This is a genomic window from Butyribacter sp. (genome assembly GCF_056818865.1).
The window spans coordinates 50718-66771 of the sequence record NZ_DBLYGC010000001.1; the positions used below are offsets into that span (position 1 = coordinate 50718).

The following is a 16054-nucleotide window of genomic DNA, read 5'->3' on the forward strand; positions in this document are numbered from 1 at the left end:
ATAAAAAATGACTATTGCAATAGTTATTACGTTTTTATACTATCACGATAGTCATTTTTAGTCAATATTATTTTTGTGTTAATTCTGTGAACAGTTGTGCACAACTGTTTATATTATTATTTCTTATACTTCCCGACCAGCCATTTACCCTGACCACTCAAATCATTACCGGTAAATCCGCTTGTCTTTTTGCATGACGCTTTTAAAAGCGATGCGCTTTCAGGCTTATTACTAAGGCTCCAGCAAACATATCCCATATTATAACTGTTCATAAGCTTAATCCATTTATTAGCACTTGAAAAATCATATTTTCCGTTTCCGCTTGAATCGCATGTACCAAACTCTGTACAGATTACAGGCAGCCCGTTTTTATGTGCTGTTTTAAGTTTATCCCTATAACTGTCCCCATGTGTTGCCGCATAAAAATGTATTGAATACATAATGTTTTTGTATCCTTTTATCGGACTTTTTGCCGCAATATCAACATCTTGCGACCAATTTGGAGTTCCTACAATTATAATGCCGTTTTTATCATTTTTTCTTATAACAGGAATTACCTTTTTTGCATATTTTTTAATATCAGACCAGGTTGTCCCTCCATTTGGCTCATTGCATATCTCATAGAGCACATTTTGATAGGATGCATATTTTTTTGACATTTGAGCAAAAAATTTTTTAGCCTTTTCCTGATATTTTAAAGGTGTCCGGTCATTTAAAACATGCCAGTCTATTATCACATACAAACCAAGTTTTTTTGCGGCTTTTACACCGGTATCTATGGTATCAAGCAGCTTTTTGCGGCTTGATACATCAGTCACACAATATCCGTTGTAATCCTGCGTGTACATTGCAAGCCTTACCGTGTTTACTTTCCATTTGTCACGCAATGTTTTAAATGTTTTCTCAGTAATGTACGGATATCCGACATCCCAGTTTATTCCATGTGAACTGACACCTTTTAATCTGACTGTCTTTCCGTTTTTGTCTGCTATATTTGTTCCCTTAACTTTCAATCTGCCATGTTTTTGTACATATGCCGCTGCTTTACAATATTCAGAATTAAATGACAAAGACTGAACACTTACTGTTCCCATTGCAATTATTAAAAACAGACTTATAATTTTTTTTAATAATTTATGCCGTATCTTCTCCATATAATCATCCTTTTCTCCATTTCATGCTTTTAAATCGTTACTTTTTTCTCAATCTTTTTATTTTTTCTTTCCGAACAAAATCCTTACCGAATTGAGTACACATATCATTGCCACACCGGAATCGGCAAATACTGCCATCCACATTGAAGCAATTCCCGCAAATCCAAGAATCATTACAAGTGCCTTGATTACAAGTGCACCTATTACATTCTGCATTGCAATTGCTTTTGTTTTCTTCGCAATCTTTATACTCTCAGGTATAGCCGAAAGTCTTGAATTCATAAACACAACATCTGCCGCTTCAATTGCTGCATCTGCTCCACTTCCCATTGCTGCTCCTACATCAGCTCCGGCAAGAACAGGGGCATCATTTATTCCATCGCCGACAAACATAACAGCACCTTTTTCCTCACGGATTTTTGAAAGGTTATTAAGTTTATCCTGTGGAAGCTGTTTTGCATAACAAATATCTATTCCTGCCTCTTTAGCTACCATCTCAGCATTCTTTTTTGCATCACCTGTAAGCATTGCCGTCCAAAGTCCATATCTCTTTATGTCACTTATTGCCTGTTTAGAGTCTGATTTTATCTTATCATTGATAACTATATAACCAATGTATTTTTCATTAAATGCAAGCAATACTTCTGTTCCATAAATTTCTTTAGCTTTACTTGGAACTTCTATTCCTTTCATTGTCAGAAGCTCAATATTTCCACATAAAAGCATTCCATCATCCAGCGTAACTTCCATTCCTTTTCCGGAAATTTCTTTTATATCTTTTACCTCAGGTATTTCAAGTCTTCTTTTCTTCACCTCTTCCATAATACTTGTTGCGATTGGATGTGTCGAACGGCTCTCTGCCGCACCCGCAAAAGCAAGTATTCTGTCCTCGGCATAATTTCCATCACTTACTATCTGTGCTACCTTGAAATTTCCCTCTGTTACTGTTCCTGTTTTATCCATAACAACTGCTTTTACTTCAGCAAGTGACTCAAGTGAAACTCCGCCTTTAAACAAAATTCCTTTTTTGGAACCTGCTCCTATTCCCGCAAAGAATGCAAGTGGTACACTTAAAACAAGAGCACACGGACAGCTTATAACAAGGAAAGTAAGTGCTGTATATACCCAGTAATGCCAGTTTCCTGTTATAAGTGACGGTATAACTGCTGTAGCCAAAGCAGCAAATACAACGATAGGTGTATAAATTCTCGCAAATTTACTTATAAATCTGTCAATCTTAGGTTTCGATGCCGCCGCATTTTCAACTGCTTCAAGAATACGGCTTACCATCGACTCTTCCAAAAGCTTTTCAACTTTTACATATATAAGACCCGACATGTTTACGCAACCTGAAACAACTTCACTTCCCTCTTTTACTCCTACCGGAACAGGCTCACCTGTCACCGCAGAAGTATCAATACGGCTGTCTCCTTTAACAACAACTCCGTCAAGTGGTATTCTGTCACCCGGTCGTACTTCTATAATGTCTCCAATCTCTATTTCTTCAGGGTCAAGTTCTATTACATTATCCCCATCTATATACCTTACAACCTCAGGACGCATATCAACTGCTTCCATAATCTGTTTACGGCTTTTTCCAACCGCAATATCCTCAAAAAGTTCACCGATTTCATAAAACAGCATAACGCCTACTGCTTCCGGATATTCACCTGTAGCAAATGCACCAATGGTAGCAATGCTCATAAGGAAGTTTTCATCAAATAATTTACCTCGAAAAAGATTTTTAACAGCTTTTAAAACAACTTCACCGCCAAGTATAATATATGATACAACAAAAAGTTCTATATACACAGCCGGTATAACATTAAGATATTTCTGACAGACAACACCACCTATAAAAACAAATGCACCGATCGCAATTTTTATAAGTTCCACTTTGACATCATCGTCGCCTCCATCTTCATCCGCTTCAACCGATGTCTTTTTTTCACTGCTGTATTCTTCAATAACAGTTCCGGGTTCCATCTTATCTGCTATTTCTCTAAGTTTTGGAAGTACCTCATCCGGGTTTTTCGCCTCCACCAAAAGCTGGCTGGTCGCAAATGTCAATGTAACCGCCACATCCGGCAGTTCATTCATCTTTCTCTCAACTTTTGCCGCACAATTTGGGCAATCAATACCCTCTATACGATATTTTTTCTTAGTCACCCCATCAAGATGTTTGTGGTGGTGATGTTCATGTCCTTCATGTTCTCCGTGGCAGCAACAGTCACCATCACAGCAATCTTCGTCATCATGATGATGGTGGTGGTGCTCATGTTCCTCATGCTCTCCGTGACAGCAACAGTCGTCATCACAACTATCTTCATCGTCATGGTGATGGTGAGTTTTCTTTTTTCCACTGTGTTTCTTTGCCTTTGAAATCTCTTCTATCACAGTGCCCGGTTCCATCTTATCTGCTATCTCTCTAAGTTTCGGAAGTACCTCATCCGGATTTTCTGCTTCCACCAAAAGCTGGCTTGTTGCAAATGTCAATGTAACACTGACATCCGGAAGGTCATTCATCTTTTTCTCAACTTTGGCTGCACAATTCGCACAGTCAATACCTTCTATATGATATTTCTTCTTCATAATAAGAGGTCTCCTTGTCTTTTAATTTATTTTAGTCAGTGTTCATATGAACAATTATTCATATGTTGTATTCAATATATCATAATTATATTTAAAAGGCAAGTATAAATAATATAAAAACAGCAATGAGGAATAAATAATTCGTCGCTTTTTTCGTCGCTTTTCAAACGAAAAAAGCGACGAATTATTTTAATCTGTACAACTTGCCTTTTGTTTTCCCATTATCGATGAGTTTATCAAGTACTATTAATTCTTTTAATAATTCCTTTGTTCTAGTATCCTTTAGTCCAATATTATCGGCTATTTCAGCCGTTTTATGCCACTCGCCATCATTCAATAATTTTAGAATTTTATCATATTGTCCTATCTTTTTCTTTGATAATTTTTTCGTCGCTTTTTCATAGCTATCTGGCAGCAAAACTTCATCATCAGCTTCCAAAAACGCCGGATGGATTGGAATTCTTATTCTCATAGCTCGTCTATCTTCATCCGTAAAGAACTCCGCTCTTGGTGAGCCATTCTTCTCAAGTTCTTCCTGTATTGTTGGTATGCCAGAAGAATGTCCCTCTGATAAATCCAGTTCTTTTAAAAACTCTCCAAGTCGTCTATTTCTATAATATCTCGAAACAAATCTCTTTCCCTCAGCTATCGTTTTTTCTGAAATAGATCTGTCTATCCCCGGAAAATTCATAATATTTATGCAATCCGGCTCTATCTCTATAGTTACTGGTTCAAAGGACATATAATCTCTGTGATAAAAAGCATTTACCACAGCCTCCTCTATTGCCTGATATGGATAATTGAATATCCTTAATGCCTCCATCTGATTTGGTACTTTAATTACCTTTTCTCGAATAATCAAATTACGAAATCTTTCCATTGTTGCCTGAATCATCTGAGGCACCGAACCTGTAATATTAGGGAAATCTTCACTAATACTTGGATTTTCAATGCTTCCTTTAGGAAAAGAGGTCATCTGTACATAAGTATATCCAAAGAATTTTTCTGGATGCTCACAGAACATCATAATTGCCACATTCTGAATATATCTGAGTTCTGGAGGACCAACCAATAGCTGCATATCATTAAGTATTTCCTCAACACCACGTTCCCTTACCTGTTTAGCAAGCTTACTACCAGTTTTTCTCAAATGATCTTCTAACAGCACCGGTGAAATATCCTCAAATGTTGCCTTATGGTTTGCTCTGCAATCAAACGGGGTTTGATCTGACATATTAATCAGTTCTCGCTCCTGTTCACTATTTGCCTTAACAGAACTTGTCTGATAACGAATATAATAATTGTACTTCTTTTCTTTCTTACTTGTTACATGCTCTGGTGATTTATAAGGTCGCTGCTGTCCTGTTCTGACAACAATTACAAAAATCCATTTTCTATCCACTTCTGCTGGTATCCCCTGTGGAAAGTAGGGTGGAGAAATCAAATTATTGTACCCCAACATATCTTTCTGTATTGAATCCAACATATATTCAGGTAAACCTTTTACCGGACGCTTGGCAACACCATTTTCTTCCTCAACGCCTACAACAATATAACCGCCGCCATCATTATTATAATCATTTGCGAATGCACAGACACTATGGTAGATATCGTCAGGATTCCACCCAGTCTTAAACTCTATTCGGTCTGATTCTAATTTTCTTTTGTTTAATAAATCCTCTACATCCATTTCAAGTTCCATAGTGTCATCTCCATTCCTATCTATGATTTTTGTTCCTTTTTTGTTTAATTCTCAATTGGGGAAATTCAGAATTATATCTTTCTATTGCAATCATAAGGTCATTTTCCATATCTGAATTCCATAACTTTAGTTCTGAAAGTATAGCTGTTCGGTACAATTCCACATACTTTCTAATATAAAATCCACACTGTCCACCCGTTAATATGTCCTCTTTTATTTTTACATGAAGCATTTTATTTCTCGTATTAACAGTTTTCTTTAAGATTTTCAGAACATCATCTCCATCAAAAATTCGTAGTCCATATACACGAATAACCGATTCTATCTTATCTCTCAAACTTGGTCTATTTTGTGTTGAGATTTTGAATCCAAAATCACATTTAGGACACCTAGCGTTTCTCTGCCTAGACTGCTGTGAACAATTAATTTGAACTTTTTGCAAATATTCAAGATGTTCTGATAATGGTTCAAATATCTCTGCAAACAATGCCAATCTCAAATCAGCAGTCATTCCATTGCCAAAGCCAATATAATAAAACATTTGATTCATACTGAGTAATTTTTTATTAAAACGCTCCCATGCACAAAATCCTCTTTTATATATTGTATCATTCATAGGTTGACTAAATTTTGTATAAGCTTTTTCTCCCTCACAATACGACAGCATGCTTTTTCTCATCTCTGCAGTAATATCTAAGTTGTCAATTTCATATTTTTGCATTTTAAAAAAACGTCCATCAAAAAGACATTCATATCTTAAAATTTTGCAAAGCAATTCATGCGCTTTACTCAAAAGTATAGGAGTTGACATTGTTATAATTATACTTTTTCGATTCATTACAGTCATAATTTCCACATTAAATTTTATTTTTTCACGCTGTAATGCCCACTCTCGCTGAATGTTATATGAAAGCAATCCTTCTGTTTCGTATCGGCCTATATATTTTAATTCTTTACAATACCTCTTTTCAAAAATTGTTTCCATTTATTATTTTCCTATCTGTAATTGCAGTTCTTGAAAACTCTCTAAGGCACTCTGCAAGTTCTCGATAATATCTGATGCCAGCACATCTGGCTCCGGTAAATTATCGAGATCTGCAAGAGATTTATCTTTAATCCAGAAAATATCCAAGCTCGTTTTATCTCTTTCAAGTATCTCCTGAACATCATAGCAACGGAAACGACCATCTGGATTTTCTTCAGACCATGTTTCTGTACGCTCATAGCGATTTTCTGGATTATAACATTTAACGAAATCATCAAGATTCGAATCCGTCATCGGATGCTGTTTCAATGTAAAATGCACATTTGTACGGAAATCATATATCCAGATTTTCTTTGTTTGCATTTCTGCACTAGCCGGACGCTTATCAAAAAAGATTACATTAGCCTTTACACCTTGCTTGTAGAAGATTCCGGTTGGCAATCTTAAAATTGTATGCAAGTCCGTAGTCTCCAGTAATTTCTTACGGACGATTTGACCCACTCCGCCTTCAAACAGTACGTTATCCGGAACTACCACAGCGGCTTTTCCGGTTGCCTTCAAAATCGTATTAATATGCTGTACAAAATTCAACTGCTTATTGGATCCAGTCGTCCAAAAATCCTGACGGTTATAAACCAGATCTTCATCTTCCTGCTTTCCCTCTTCATTGGTAAAAGTAATGGAAGATTTCTTTCCAAATGGAGGATTAGTTAATACATAATCCACACGATAACTTGGGTCAGTCAAGAGTGCATCTCCTTGAACAATCGGCACTTTTCCGTAAATATCTCCAATATTATGAAGATATAAGTTCATTAATGCAGTTTTATATGTTGCAGACACAATTTCATTACCATAGAAGGTTTCATTCTTCAAGAATTCCTTTTGCTCTCTGTCCAACGAATAGTTCTCCGGATCTGCCAAAAATGCCTGTGCCGCTAAGAAAAATCCCCCTGAGCCACAACAGGGATCTGCGATGGTCTTCATCGGCTCAGGGCGAACACATTTTACCATTGCTCTGATCAGTGGACGTGGAGTAAAATACTGGCCTGCTCCGCTCTTAATATCTTCTGCATTTTTCTGTAATAATCCCTCATAAATTTCGCCTTTTACATCTGAAGACATGGCAACCCATTTTTCTTTATCAATCATCTGTACAACTCTGTAAAGAATCGCTGCATTACTAATTTTATTTGTTGCTCCCTTGAAGATTTTTCCAAGAATTCCTCCCTGCTCTCCAAGTTTTTCAAGTATGGATTTATATTTTTCTTCCAGTTCTGCACCTTTCAACGAACTCATATCAGACCATGTACAATCTGACGGAATACCAGTATCTCTCTTGTAAGGTGGCTTAGAATACTCTTCTGCCATCTTCAAAAATATTAAATATGTGATTTGTTCCAAATAGTCACCATAGGATACACCATCATCTCTCAATGGACCACACATTCCCCAAACCTTTGAAACTATTGTTGATGTCTGTTCACTCATTTAATTTAATCCTCCTTCAAAGGCTTTTTTTAGTATGCTTTGACGCATGGCTTCAGCTTGTGAAAGTGCTGTGTCTACGGTTTGCTCGATACTATCACAAACAGACATGCGTGATTCGATTTCAGAAACAACTTCATCCGCTACCTCATCCGATACAATTGGAACTAGCGTATTTCTAATATCGTCTAATCCTAATCCTAACTTTCCACCTCCTCTTTTATTACGTAGTAATTCTTTTTGTCCATAATCACTTTTTAGATACCACGCCATGAATTCTCCTTGATGACTGTTTACAAAACGCACTACTGCTATATGTTGATTAATATAGGCTTCTTCAACATCTTCGGGCACCAATGCAATACTGCCCAAATCAGCCGTAATAGATATTAAAACATCGTTCCCCTGCAACCGGCTTCTTTTTCCTTCAACTCCTTCTGGTAAAAGCACACGCTGAATTGCATTGTTTTTCAATTTAATTTTATCTCTTGTCAAGTCTGTAATTCGAATAAATCGAACACCTTTTTCATTATAATATTTTGCCCATCCACGTGAACCGCTTGTTACTAAAGAAGATACTTCTTGTATTGATTTTCTTTCATTCATTGATGCAAATACCATTTTCAACACTGCCTGCCGATATACAGTCAGCTGTTCTTTAATAATTTGCAATGTCTCCACACCTTTATCCAACTCAGAAAACAATTCCTCGATGCGTGAGACAATACGATTCTGCTCTTCAATTGACACATCCGGTATTTTTATATGTTTCATTTGTCCTTGAGTTAGCTTTAATCTCGTTGTTCCAGAAACATATCCACTATAATTAAAATAATTCAAATAGTAGCATAAAAATTTATTATTTGTTTTTGATTTTAAAACATGAGCATGGTTATTAACCCAAGTTTTTCCCGAAATAATATATGCCTTTTTTGCAAATGTATTTAGGAATGGAGCACCATCTTCTCCCAACAAAACATATTCCCCATCTGTAATATAATCGTCTATGTAGCCGACTTGACCAGTTGCACCATAATATGGATATAAACTATCTTTTTTCTTACCCTCTATTCGCCTTGCTCTATCTTTATTATTAATTGGTTTACGTTGAGTATCACATATCTCAACAGCCTCTTCAAAAGGTACATAATTCCACATTGTACATTCTCCTTACGCCACCAATTCCTCATTCATTTCTTGTAATATTTCTTCATAACTATCCCCGAAAGCATCATAAAATCCCAACAGTCCACCTTTCCGATCAAACGGTGTCAGATCCAGATCTTCCGGCAAGATACTGAGCGAAGTTGCAATATGATCTTTGATCAAGCGTAGCCACTCCATCTGTTCTTCCGTGAAATGTATAGCACCAGCATTTCTCCGCAACGTCCATTGCATGAAGTTATAATTCACCTTGTCTGCAAATGGCGTCAGATTATCTATATATCCCATTTCAAAGCGAATGATGGAAATCAAATCTGTCAGCTGTGCTATTGTTCCTCTCTTCACTTTATCAGACTTCTTAATAGCATAACAATCCCACAGTCGTTCCACAGTAATTCCCTTTGATTTAAGTTTCTCATATAAGGCTTTCAGCTGTTCTATTGCCATAGGTCTGTTTTTATAAGTTTCATCATAGATAATTCGCAATGCCACAATCTCATCCTTGTTTTCTTCAATGAACTCATGGAATGTCTTAATCACACGCTCTGCTGTTTCTTCCTGCTGAGTATCAAAACCAGCAAAGATTACAGAATCAATGTTTACATTGTCAATAATCTGATCATGATTACGCCTTACATTCTCTATGTATTCACGTACATCTGGATTATGGAACGGTGCTACTGCTTGCTTTATTAGTTCCTTTTGGGCTTCTTTTCTCTCCTCTTCGTCAGGCTCTTCAACACTGGTTTTGAACTGTGCCCTTTTTTCTATCACATCTTCATCAAAGGCGTTCAAAAGTCTTTCCGCGACAGTTCCTGCCGGAGTACCCACTTTCTCTTCAAATTGCTTTCTCTCTGCTGGTGTCATCTGACTATTTAACCGAATCACACGGTTTGCAAGAGAAGTCAATATTTTCTCATCCTTAGCTCCTAAAGCAACATTCATCATCAATTCTTTCATGCTAACTGATGGCTTACTCTCTAACGGTCTGGTATCTGATTTTCTTGATTTAGTGACACCAACTGCATCCACAATAACAAAATGGTCCTTATTTTCTGTTGCAGATGGAGTCACCTTCTGAAGTTCGTCTTTACTTAGTGTTCTGGTTCCTCGGCCTTTCATCTGCTCAAAATAATTCTTGCTACGCACATCACGCATGAAAATCAAACATTCAATCGGCTTAACATCTGTACCGGTTGCTATCATATCAACGGTAACTGCGATTCTAGGATTATAATCATTTCTAAAAGAGCTAAGTACAGATTCAGAATTATCTACAGAATAGGTAATCTTTCTGCAAAAATCGTTTCCTTCCCCAAACTCTTCTCTCACTATCTGAACAATGTCATCTGCATGACTATCTGTCTTTGCAAAAATCAATGTCTTAGGAACTTCTTTTCTTCTTGAAAACAATTTCGTATAAAGATTTTCCTTATATGCCTTAATGACCGTCCGAATCTGACTTGGATTTACAATATCTCGATCTAGCTGTGTGGGCTGATAATGTATATCCTCGTCTAGCTGCTTCCACCTCTTGGCTCTTGATAATCGGTCTCTATATTCAATTAATTGTTTCATCAAATGTCCACCATTTTTTCCAACATTTGTTTCAATCAAGAAAATATCCTCTCCAACATTTACACCATCCACAATGGCCTGTTCTCTCGGATATTCACTAACTATATTTTCATCAAAGAACGCAAATGTCCTATTGTCCGGTGTCGCAGTCAAGCCCACAATAAATGCATCAAAATAAGACAAAACCTGACTCCACACATTGTAAATGGATCTATGACATTCATCTACGATGATTACATCAAAGAATTCCGGAGGATATTTCTCGTTGTAAACCACCTCTTTCGGTGCCTTACTTTCAGCTGTCGTCAATTCTGCAAAAGAAGTTTCTTCCGCAGATTCATCCAGTTCTTCGCCCTTCAAAATGGAATACATTCTTTGTATTGTACTGATACATATCTGTACATCGCTTGGAATATATGAGCTTGTCAATCTTCTTACACCGTAAATCTGTGAAAAAGATCTTGGATCATCTGTCGGAGTATAGGCAAGAAATTCTCTCTCTGCCTGTTCACCCAATCCCTTGGTATCCACCAAAAATAAAATCCGATTGATTTTTCCATATTTGAGCAATCTATATGATGCAGTTATAGCTGTAAATGTTTTCCCTGCACCAGTAGCCATCTGTACTAATGCCTTTGGTCTGTTATCAGCAAACGACTCTTCCAATTTTTTTATGGCATTTATCTGACATTTACGAAAACCTGTTTCGTCCAAAACTGGAAAATGCTTCATATTATTACGAATCGTATCTGGTTGTTTCAGTAACTCACGAAGTGTCTCTGGACGATGAAATGAAAAAACTGTTCTTGACCTATATTTCATGTCCTTATAATCTGTAAATCTAATCAATTTATCTGTCGCTTCATATACAAAGCGGATAAAATAATCTACCCTAACCCATTTAAAGGTACTATGGGCGTACCTTCCGGACTGAATCTCTACATCTGTGATTGATTGACCAGCTTCTTCTCTCTTAACCTCTACTACACCTGCTGGCTGACCGTCAATAAACAATGCATAATCTACCTCTCCAGTACTTGTAGGGAATTCTCTCACAGCAACACCTAAAGACACAGCAAGGTTCAGGCGATTCATATCTTGTATAACCCATCCTGCCTGACATAACTTTTCATCAATTATAAGACGTGCTTTTTCTTCTGGTGTCATATCAATCTTCCCCCCTTGTCTAAAAACTCCATATAAAAATACATACAGAGTTTTTTCTTTCTATGTTCACTCTTCTACATGTTCTATTCCCTGACTGAGTATCGTAAAAACATGTTCATCCGCAAGTGTATAAAGAACTGTCTTTCCTTCCTTTCTGAACTTGACAAGCCTGTTCTGCTTCAATATGCGAAGCTGATGAGAGATTGCACTTTGAGTCATATTAAGAATAGAAGCTATATCATACACACACATTTCATTCTCAAACAGAACGTAGAGAATTTTTATTCTGGTCGAATCACCAAAAACTTTAAACAAATCCGCAAGGTCGTACAGTTCGCTTTCCTCCGGCATCTTATTCTCAATTTCCTCAGCGGTTTCTTCATTAATCGTCATATATGTTGTCTTTTCTTCCATATCAAAACTCCATTCATCCAAAAATACTAATACACCACGCCCGGCATAATAAGTCATTGATACGTTACTCTAATCTTTCCAGTGCCTCATTAGGGATTTCCTGTGAACTTCTTATGTCAAGAATGCTCTCTGTTTCTGTAAGTGCATTCTGATACCACATAACAGCTTCTGAAATATTCCCCACGCTTTCATAATACATTCCAAGCTCACAGCAAATCTCTGCACAAGATGAAGTGGCTGCATCTTTAAGTGCACATTCCATAAATGAGACTATATCACCTTTTACTCTATAACATCTTGCAAGCACACAAAAAGCTTCTTTTACCTCATCTATGGTTCTTCCATCTTCTTCAAGAGTCCTCTTAAATAAATTTTCCGATTTCATAAAATCATCATCACCTCCGGAACGGAAAAGCTCCATTGCATACATATGATGCAGTTTCTTTGAAAGTCTTTTTCCATCTGCGGCAATTCTCTCAAATGCCGCAAAATCTCTCGGTGCATGATTTGTGAGTGGTCTGTGCTCAATCACAATATCACTGTCGTAAACTACCGGGTCTACTCTCAATGTCTCATGTATCTGGTCTATCCAAGAAAATGTTCTAAGTCTTTTATATAATTTGGGTCTGTATTCCTCCTCAAAATTGTACACCGTACTCAAACCGGCAGGTGTATGGTAAAGCATTTGTACGATTTCTATTTCAGGCAGCATGATCTTTTTTAATTGGCAAAGTTTATCTCTGTTTTCGGCATCAAGATATTCATCTGCATCTGCCGTATATATATAATCTCCTGTGGCTTTTGATGCCGCAAAATTTCTTGCATCTGCAAAATCATTACACCATTTATAATCAAATATTTTATCGGTATATTTCCTTGCAATTTCCTTTGTCTTGTCGGTCGATCCCGTATCTACTATAATTATCTCGTCCATTATGTCATGCAGGCTGTCGAGACACCTTGATAAGACTGCCTCCTCGTCTTTTACAATCATACATAAACTAAAACTTACCATATCTCTCCTCGTTTCGTACTATTTGACTTTGAACATATAATGCGTTGTGCCCAGAAAGTAACTTACCATCAAATGATGCCACGGATCGCTCCATTGATGTGAAAGTTTCACAATTAATTCACAGTATCATCCCCGCCTACATCATCAGGTATCGAATCATCATCTCCACCTACATCATCAGGCTGTGAATCATCCCCATCATCACCTGAGTCTCCAACATCTGTATTATCATTATTATCTGCCGGTTTCTTTGTAGGGGCTGCCTCCGTATCTTTGTCCGTATTATTTTCACTGTCATTGTCCGGTGCCTCCGTCGGATTTGTATTATCCATTGCATCAGGATCCATTGTAGGTACTGCCGTCACGGTTGTATTTCCGTCTGAATTATAATCACTGCTATAATCCTGACCCGATGAACCGCTGCTATTCTGTCCCTCATAACTTTCAAATTCTTTATTTTCAAGCCCCTGATGTATATCAGACATAAACTCACGCCAAATCCTGAGTGGATAAGTATTTCCATACAAATCATAAAGCGTCTTAGGATTATCATAGCCTACCCATACTGTAGTTGTATAGTATGGTGTATATCCACAGAACCATCCGTCTTTTTTATCACTCGTTGTTCCTGTCTTTCCTGCACACGACATATTGTCAAGTGCATTTCCCCTTGCAGTTCCACTTACAAGTACGCCCTGCAGAATACTTGTCATCATTCTGGCTGCATTCTGTTTGTAAACATGTTTTTCCTTCCGGTTTTTCTTGTTGTTTACTATGGTTTTTCCTTCAGAATCAGTAATCTTGCTTATACATGTCGGCTCTCTGAACACACCATCATTTTCAATAGCTGCAAATGCTGATGCCATTTCAACAGTTGTAACACCATTCGTAAGTCCACCAAGCGATGCCGCCGGATAATAATCTGAATCTACTATCTTTGCAAATCCCATTTTAATAGGATAAGACAGTCCAACCTCAGGTGTAAGCTCCTGAAATAATTTCCACGCAATTACATTTTTTGATTTTTCAACCGCATATCTGAGCGAAATTTTTCCTGCATAACTTCCGTCTGCATTGTGCGGTCCACCATTGAAATAAGTATCATCAACTATACTGTCAGGGGTGTATCCTCTCTCAAGCTGAGGTGTGTAAACAGCAACCGGCTTAAAACAGCTTCCCGGCTGTCTGTAACTCTGATATGCCCTGTTTAATGTGTAACCTGTAATATTTTTCTGTTTTCTTCCTCCTACGATAGCTACAACAAGACCATTTGAATTATCTATACATGTAGCCGCTCCCTGCAATTTATAAATTTTATCTTTCTTTGTTTTTTCTTTAAATCCTGCAAGCTGGTCATCAACCGCTTTCTGCAACTTCTTCTGTTTCTTCTTATTTAAAGATGTATAAATACGATACCCTCCGGTATACAATGAATTATGGCAATCATCGTACAATTCATCATATTCTTTTTCGTATTGTTTCTGTTCTTCCGTGCTGTCAAATTTATATTTAAACTCGAAGCCTCTCGCCTGCATAAGTGACTTTGTCGCACAACTGATTGCATATGTTGTCATATAATTCTGCGTTTTAAGTGCCTGTGCAGGATTTAAAATTACCTCTTCATAATTTGCATCACTATATTCAGCAGCAGTAATACAGTCTGCATCAAGCATCTGTTTTAAAATACGGCTTTTTCTTTTCAAAGTATTTTTATAATGTTCTAACGGATTATACAAACTTGGTCTGTTTGGTATAGAACACAAAAATGCTGCTTCTGCAAGATCAAGGTCTTTGGCAGATTTATTAAAATACCCTTTACTTGCCGCTTCTATTCCATAATATCCATTTGCAAAATAAATATTATTTATATAGAACTCAAGAATCTGGTCTTTTGTATACTTCTTCTCCAAGTCCAATGCAATAAATATTTCTCTTACTTTTCTTTCATACGACCGTTCATTTGAAAGAAAAACATTCTTTGCAAGCTGCTGTGTTATGGTACTTCCACCTCTTGAAATATCCTGATGCCTCAACTTGCTCTCAACAAGCATAACAGCTGCCTTTGCAGTTGATAAAAAGTTTACTCCTTCATGTTTGTAAAAATCTCTATCCTCTGTGACAACCATCGCATCTTTAACCGACTGCGGAATTTCATCAAATGTCAGATAATAAGAATCCTTGTCACCTTTCAGCTTTGCTATCATTGATTTGTTTGAAGCATAAATAATACTCGTCTCAGATGCTCTAAATGTATCTGATGTTGAATTTTCCACTATATCCGTAGCTTCCATCTTCCATTTTAAAAGGTCATCACCGAATTTAAAATAAATTACTACAAGTGCCGCTAATATAGCTAACAGGCAAATCAACATAAATATCTTAAAGCCAAACCAAAACTTTTTATGTCTCTTATGCTTTCTAATCTTCTTTTCCTGTTTTTTCGCCTGCTTAGGCGTGAGTGTACCGGTACCATTCGCACGCTGGGCAGTTCTCATATTTTGTGAAGTTCTGCTATTTCTGTTTCCGGCAGCATTTCCCGATGCTGTGGCATTTCTTGTCTGTCTTTCTCGAACAATAATATCATCGGGATTAAACACTCTCGTGCTGTCTCCCCTTGTATTTCTATTTGACATATATTAACCTCCCAATTAAAGCTATGATAACATATTTACATCAATAATGCACCTTTTCAGCATTTTCTTAATAAAATCTTTATGTGATGCAAGGGTTAAAATATCTTTTTACCCCAACATCTTTATATTCCTGTATAAAATATTTTTTCACGGCAACACTTC

10 protein-coding genes are annotated in these 16054 nt (G+C 37.0%); all 10 read right to left on the reverse strand.

Annotated elements, in window-relative coordinates; genetic code table 11:
* Positions 1-116: 116 nt before the first annotated feature.
* The 10 genes from ACZLXV_RS00200 to ACZLXV_RS00245 all read right to left on the reverse strand — a co-directional run bounded on the left by ACZLXV_RS00200 (position 117) and on the right by ACZLXV_RS00245 (position 15892).
* Positions 117-1154, reverse strand: coding sequence for a glycoside hydrolase family 5 protein (locus ACZLXV_RS00200; protein ID WP_482382122.1), 1038 nt, complete (start codon positions 1152-1154; stop codon positions 117-119).
* Between the two features lie 57 nt (positions 1155-1211).
* Positions 1212-3746 (reverse strand): heavy metal translocating P-type ATPase, encoded by a 2535-nt coding sequence (locus ACZLXV_RS00205; protein WP_482382123.1) that lies wholly within the window; start codon positions 3744-3746, stop codon positions 1212-1214.
* Between the two features lie 184 nt (positions 3747-3930).
* Positions 3931-5448 carry an RNA/DNA-binding domain-containing protein gene (locus ACZLXV_RS00210; protein WP_482382124.1) on the reverse strand — a complete coding sequence of 506 codons (1518 nt, stop codon included), beginning with the start codon at positions 5446-5448 and terminating at the stop codon, positions 3931-3933.
* A gap of 16 nt (positions 5449-5464) precedes the next feature.
* Entirely contained in the window at positions 5465-6433 is a 969-nt protein-coding gene (locus tag ACZLXV_RS00215; RefSeq protein WP_482382125.1) for a hypothetical protein, read from the reverse strand.
* 3 nt (positions 6434-6436) lie between these two features.
* Positions 6437-7924, reverse strand: coding sequence for a class I SAM-dependent DNA methyltransferase (locus ACZLXV_RS00220; protein ID WP_482382126.1), 1488 nt, complete (start codon positions 7922-7924; stop codon positions 6437-6439).
* Positions 7925-9079, reverse strand: coding sequence for a restriction endonuclease subunit S (locus tag ACZLXV_RS00225; RefSeq protein ID WP_482382127.1), 1155 nt, complete (start codon positions 9077-9079; stop codon positions 7925-7927).
* A gap of 12 nt (positions 9080-9091) precedes the next feature.
* A complete protein-coding gene (locus tag ACZLXV_RS00230) occupies positions 9092-11830 on the reverse strand; it encodes a type I restriction endonuclease subunit R (RefSeq protein WP_482382128.1) in 2739 nt (912 codons plus the stop codon).
* 66 nt (positions 11831-11896) lie between these two features.
* Positions 11897-12223, reverse strand: a complete 327-nt coding sequence (locus ACZLXV_RS00235) for an ArsR/SmtB family transcription factor (protein ID WP_367336416.1) — start codon at positions 12221-12223, stop codon at positions 11897-11899.
* Between the two features lie 85 nt (positions 12224-12308).
* The gene (locus ACZLXV_RS00240) at positions 12309-13259 is read right to left on the reverse strand and encodes a glycosyltransferase (protein ID WP_482382129.1); all 951 of its coding nucleotides are present in this window, start codon (positions 13257-13259) and stop codon (positions 12309-12311) included.
* Positions 13260-13372: 113 nt separating this feature from the next.
* Positions 13373-15892 (reverse strand): transglycosylase domain-containing protein, encoded by a 2520-nt coding sequence (locus ACZLXV_RS00245; RefSeq protein WP_482382130.1) that lies wholly within the window; start codon positions 15890-15892, stop codon positions 13373-13375.
* Positions 15893-16054: the final 162 nt, after the last annotated feature.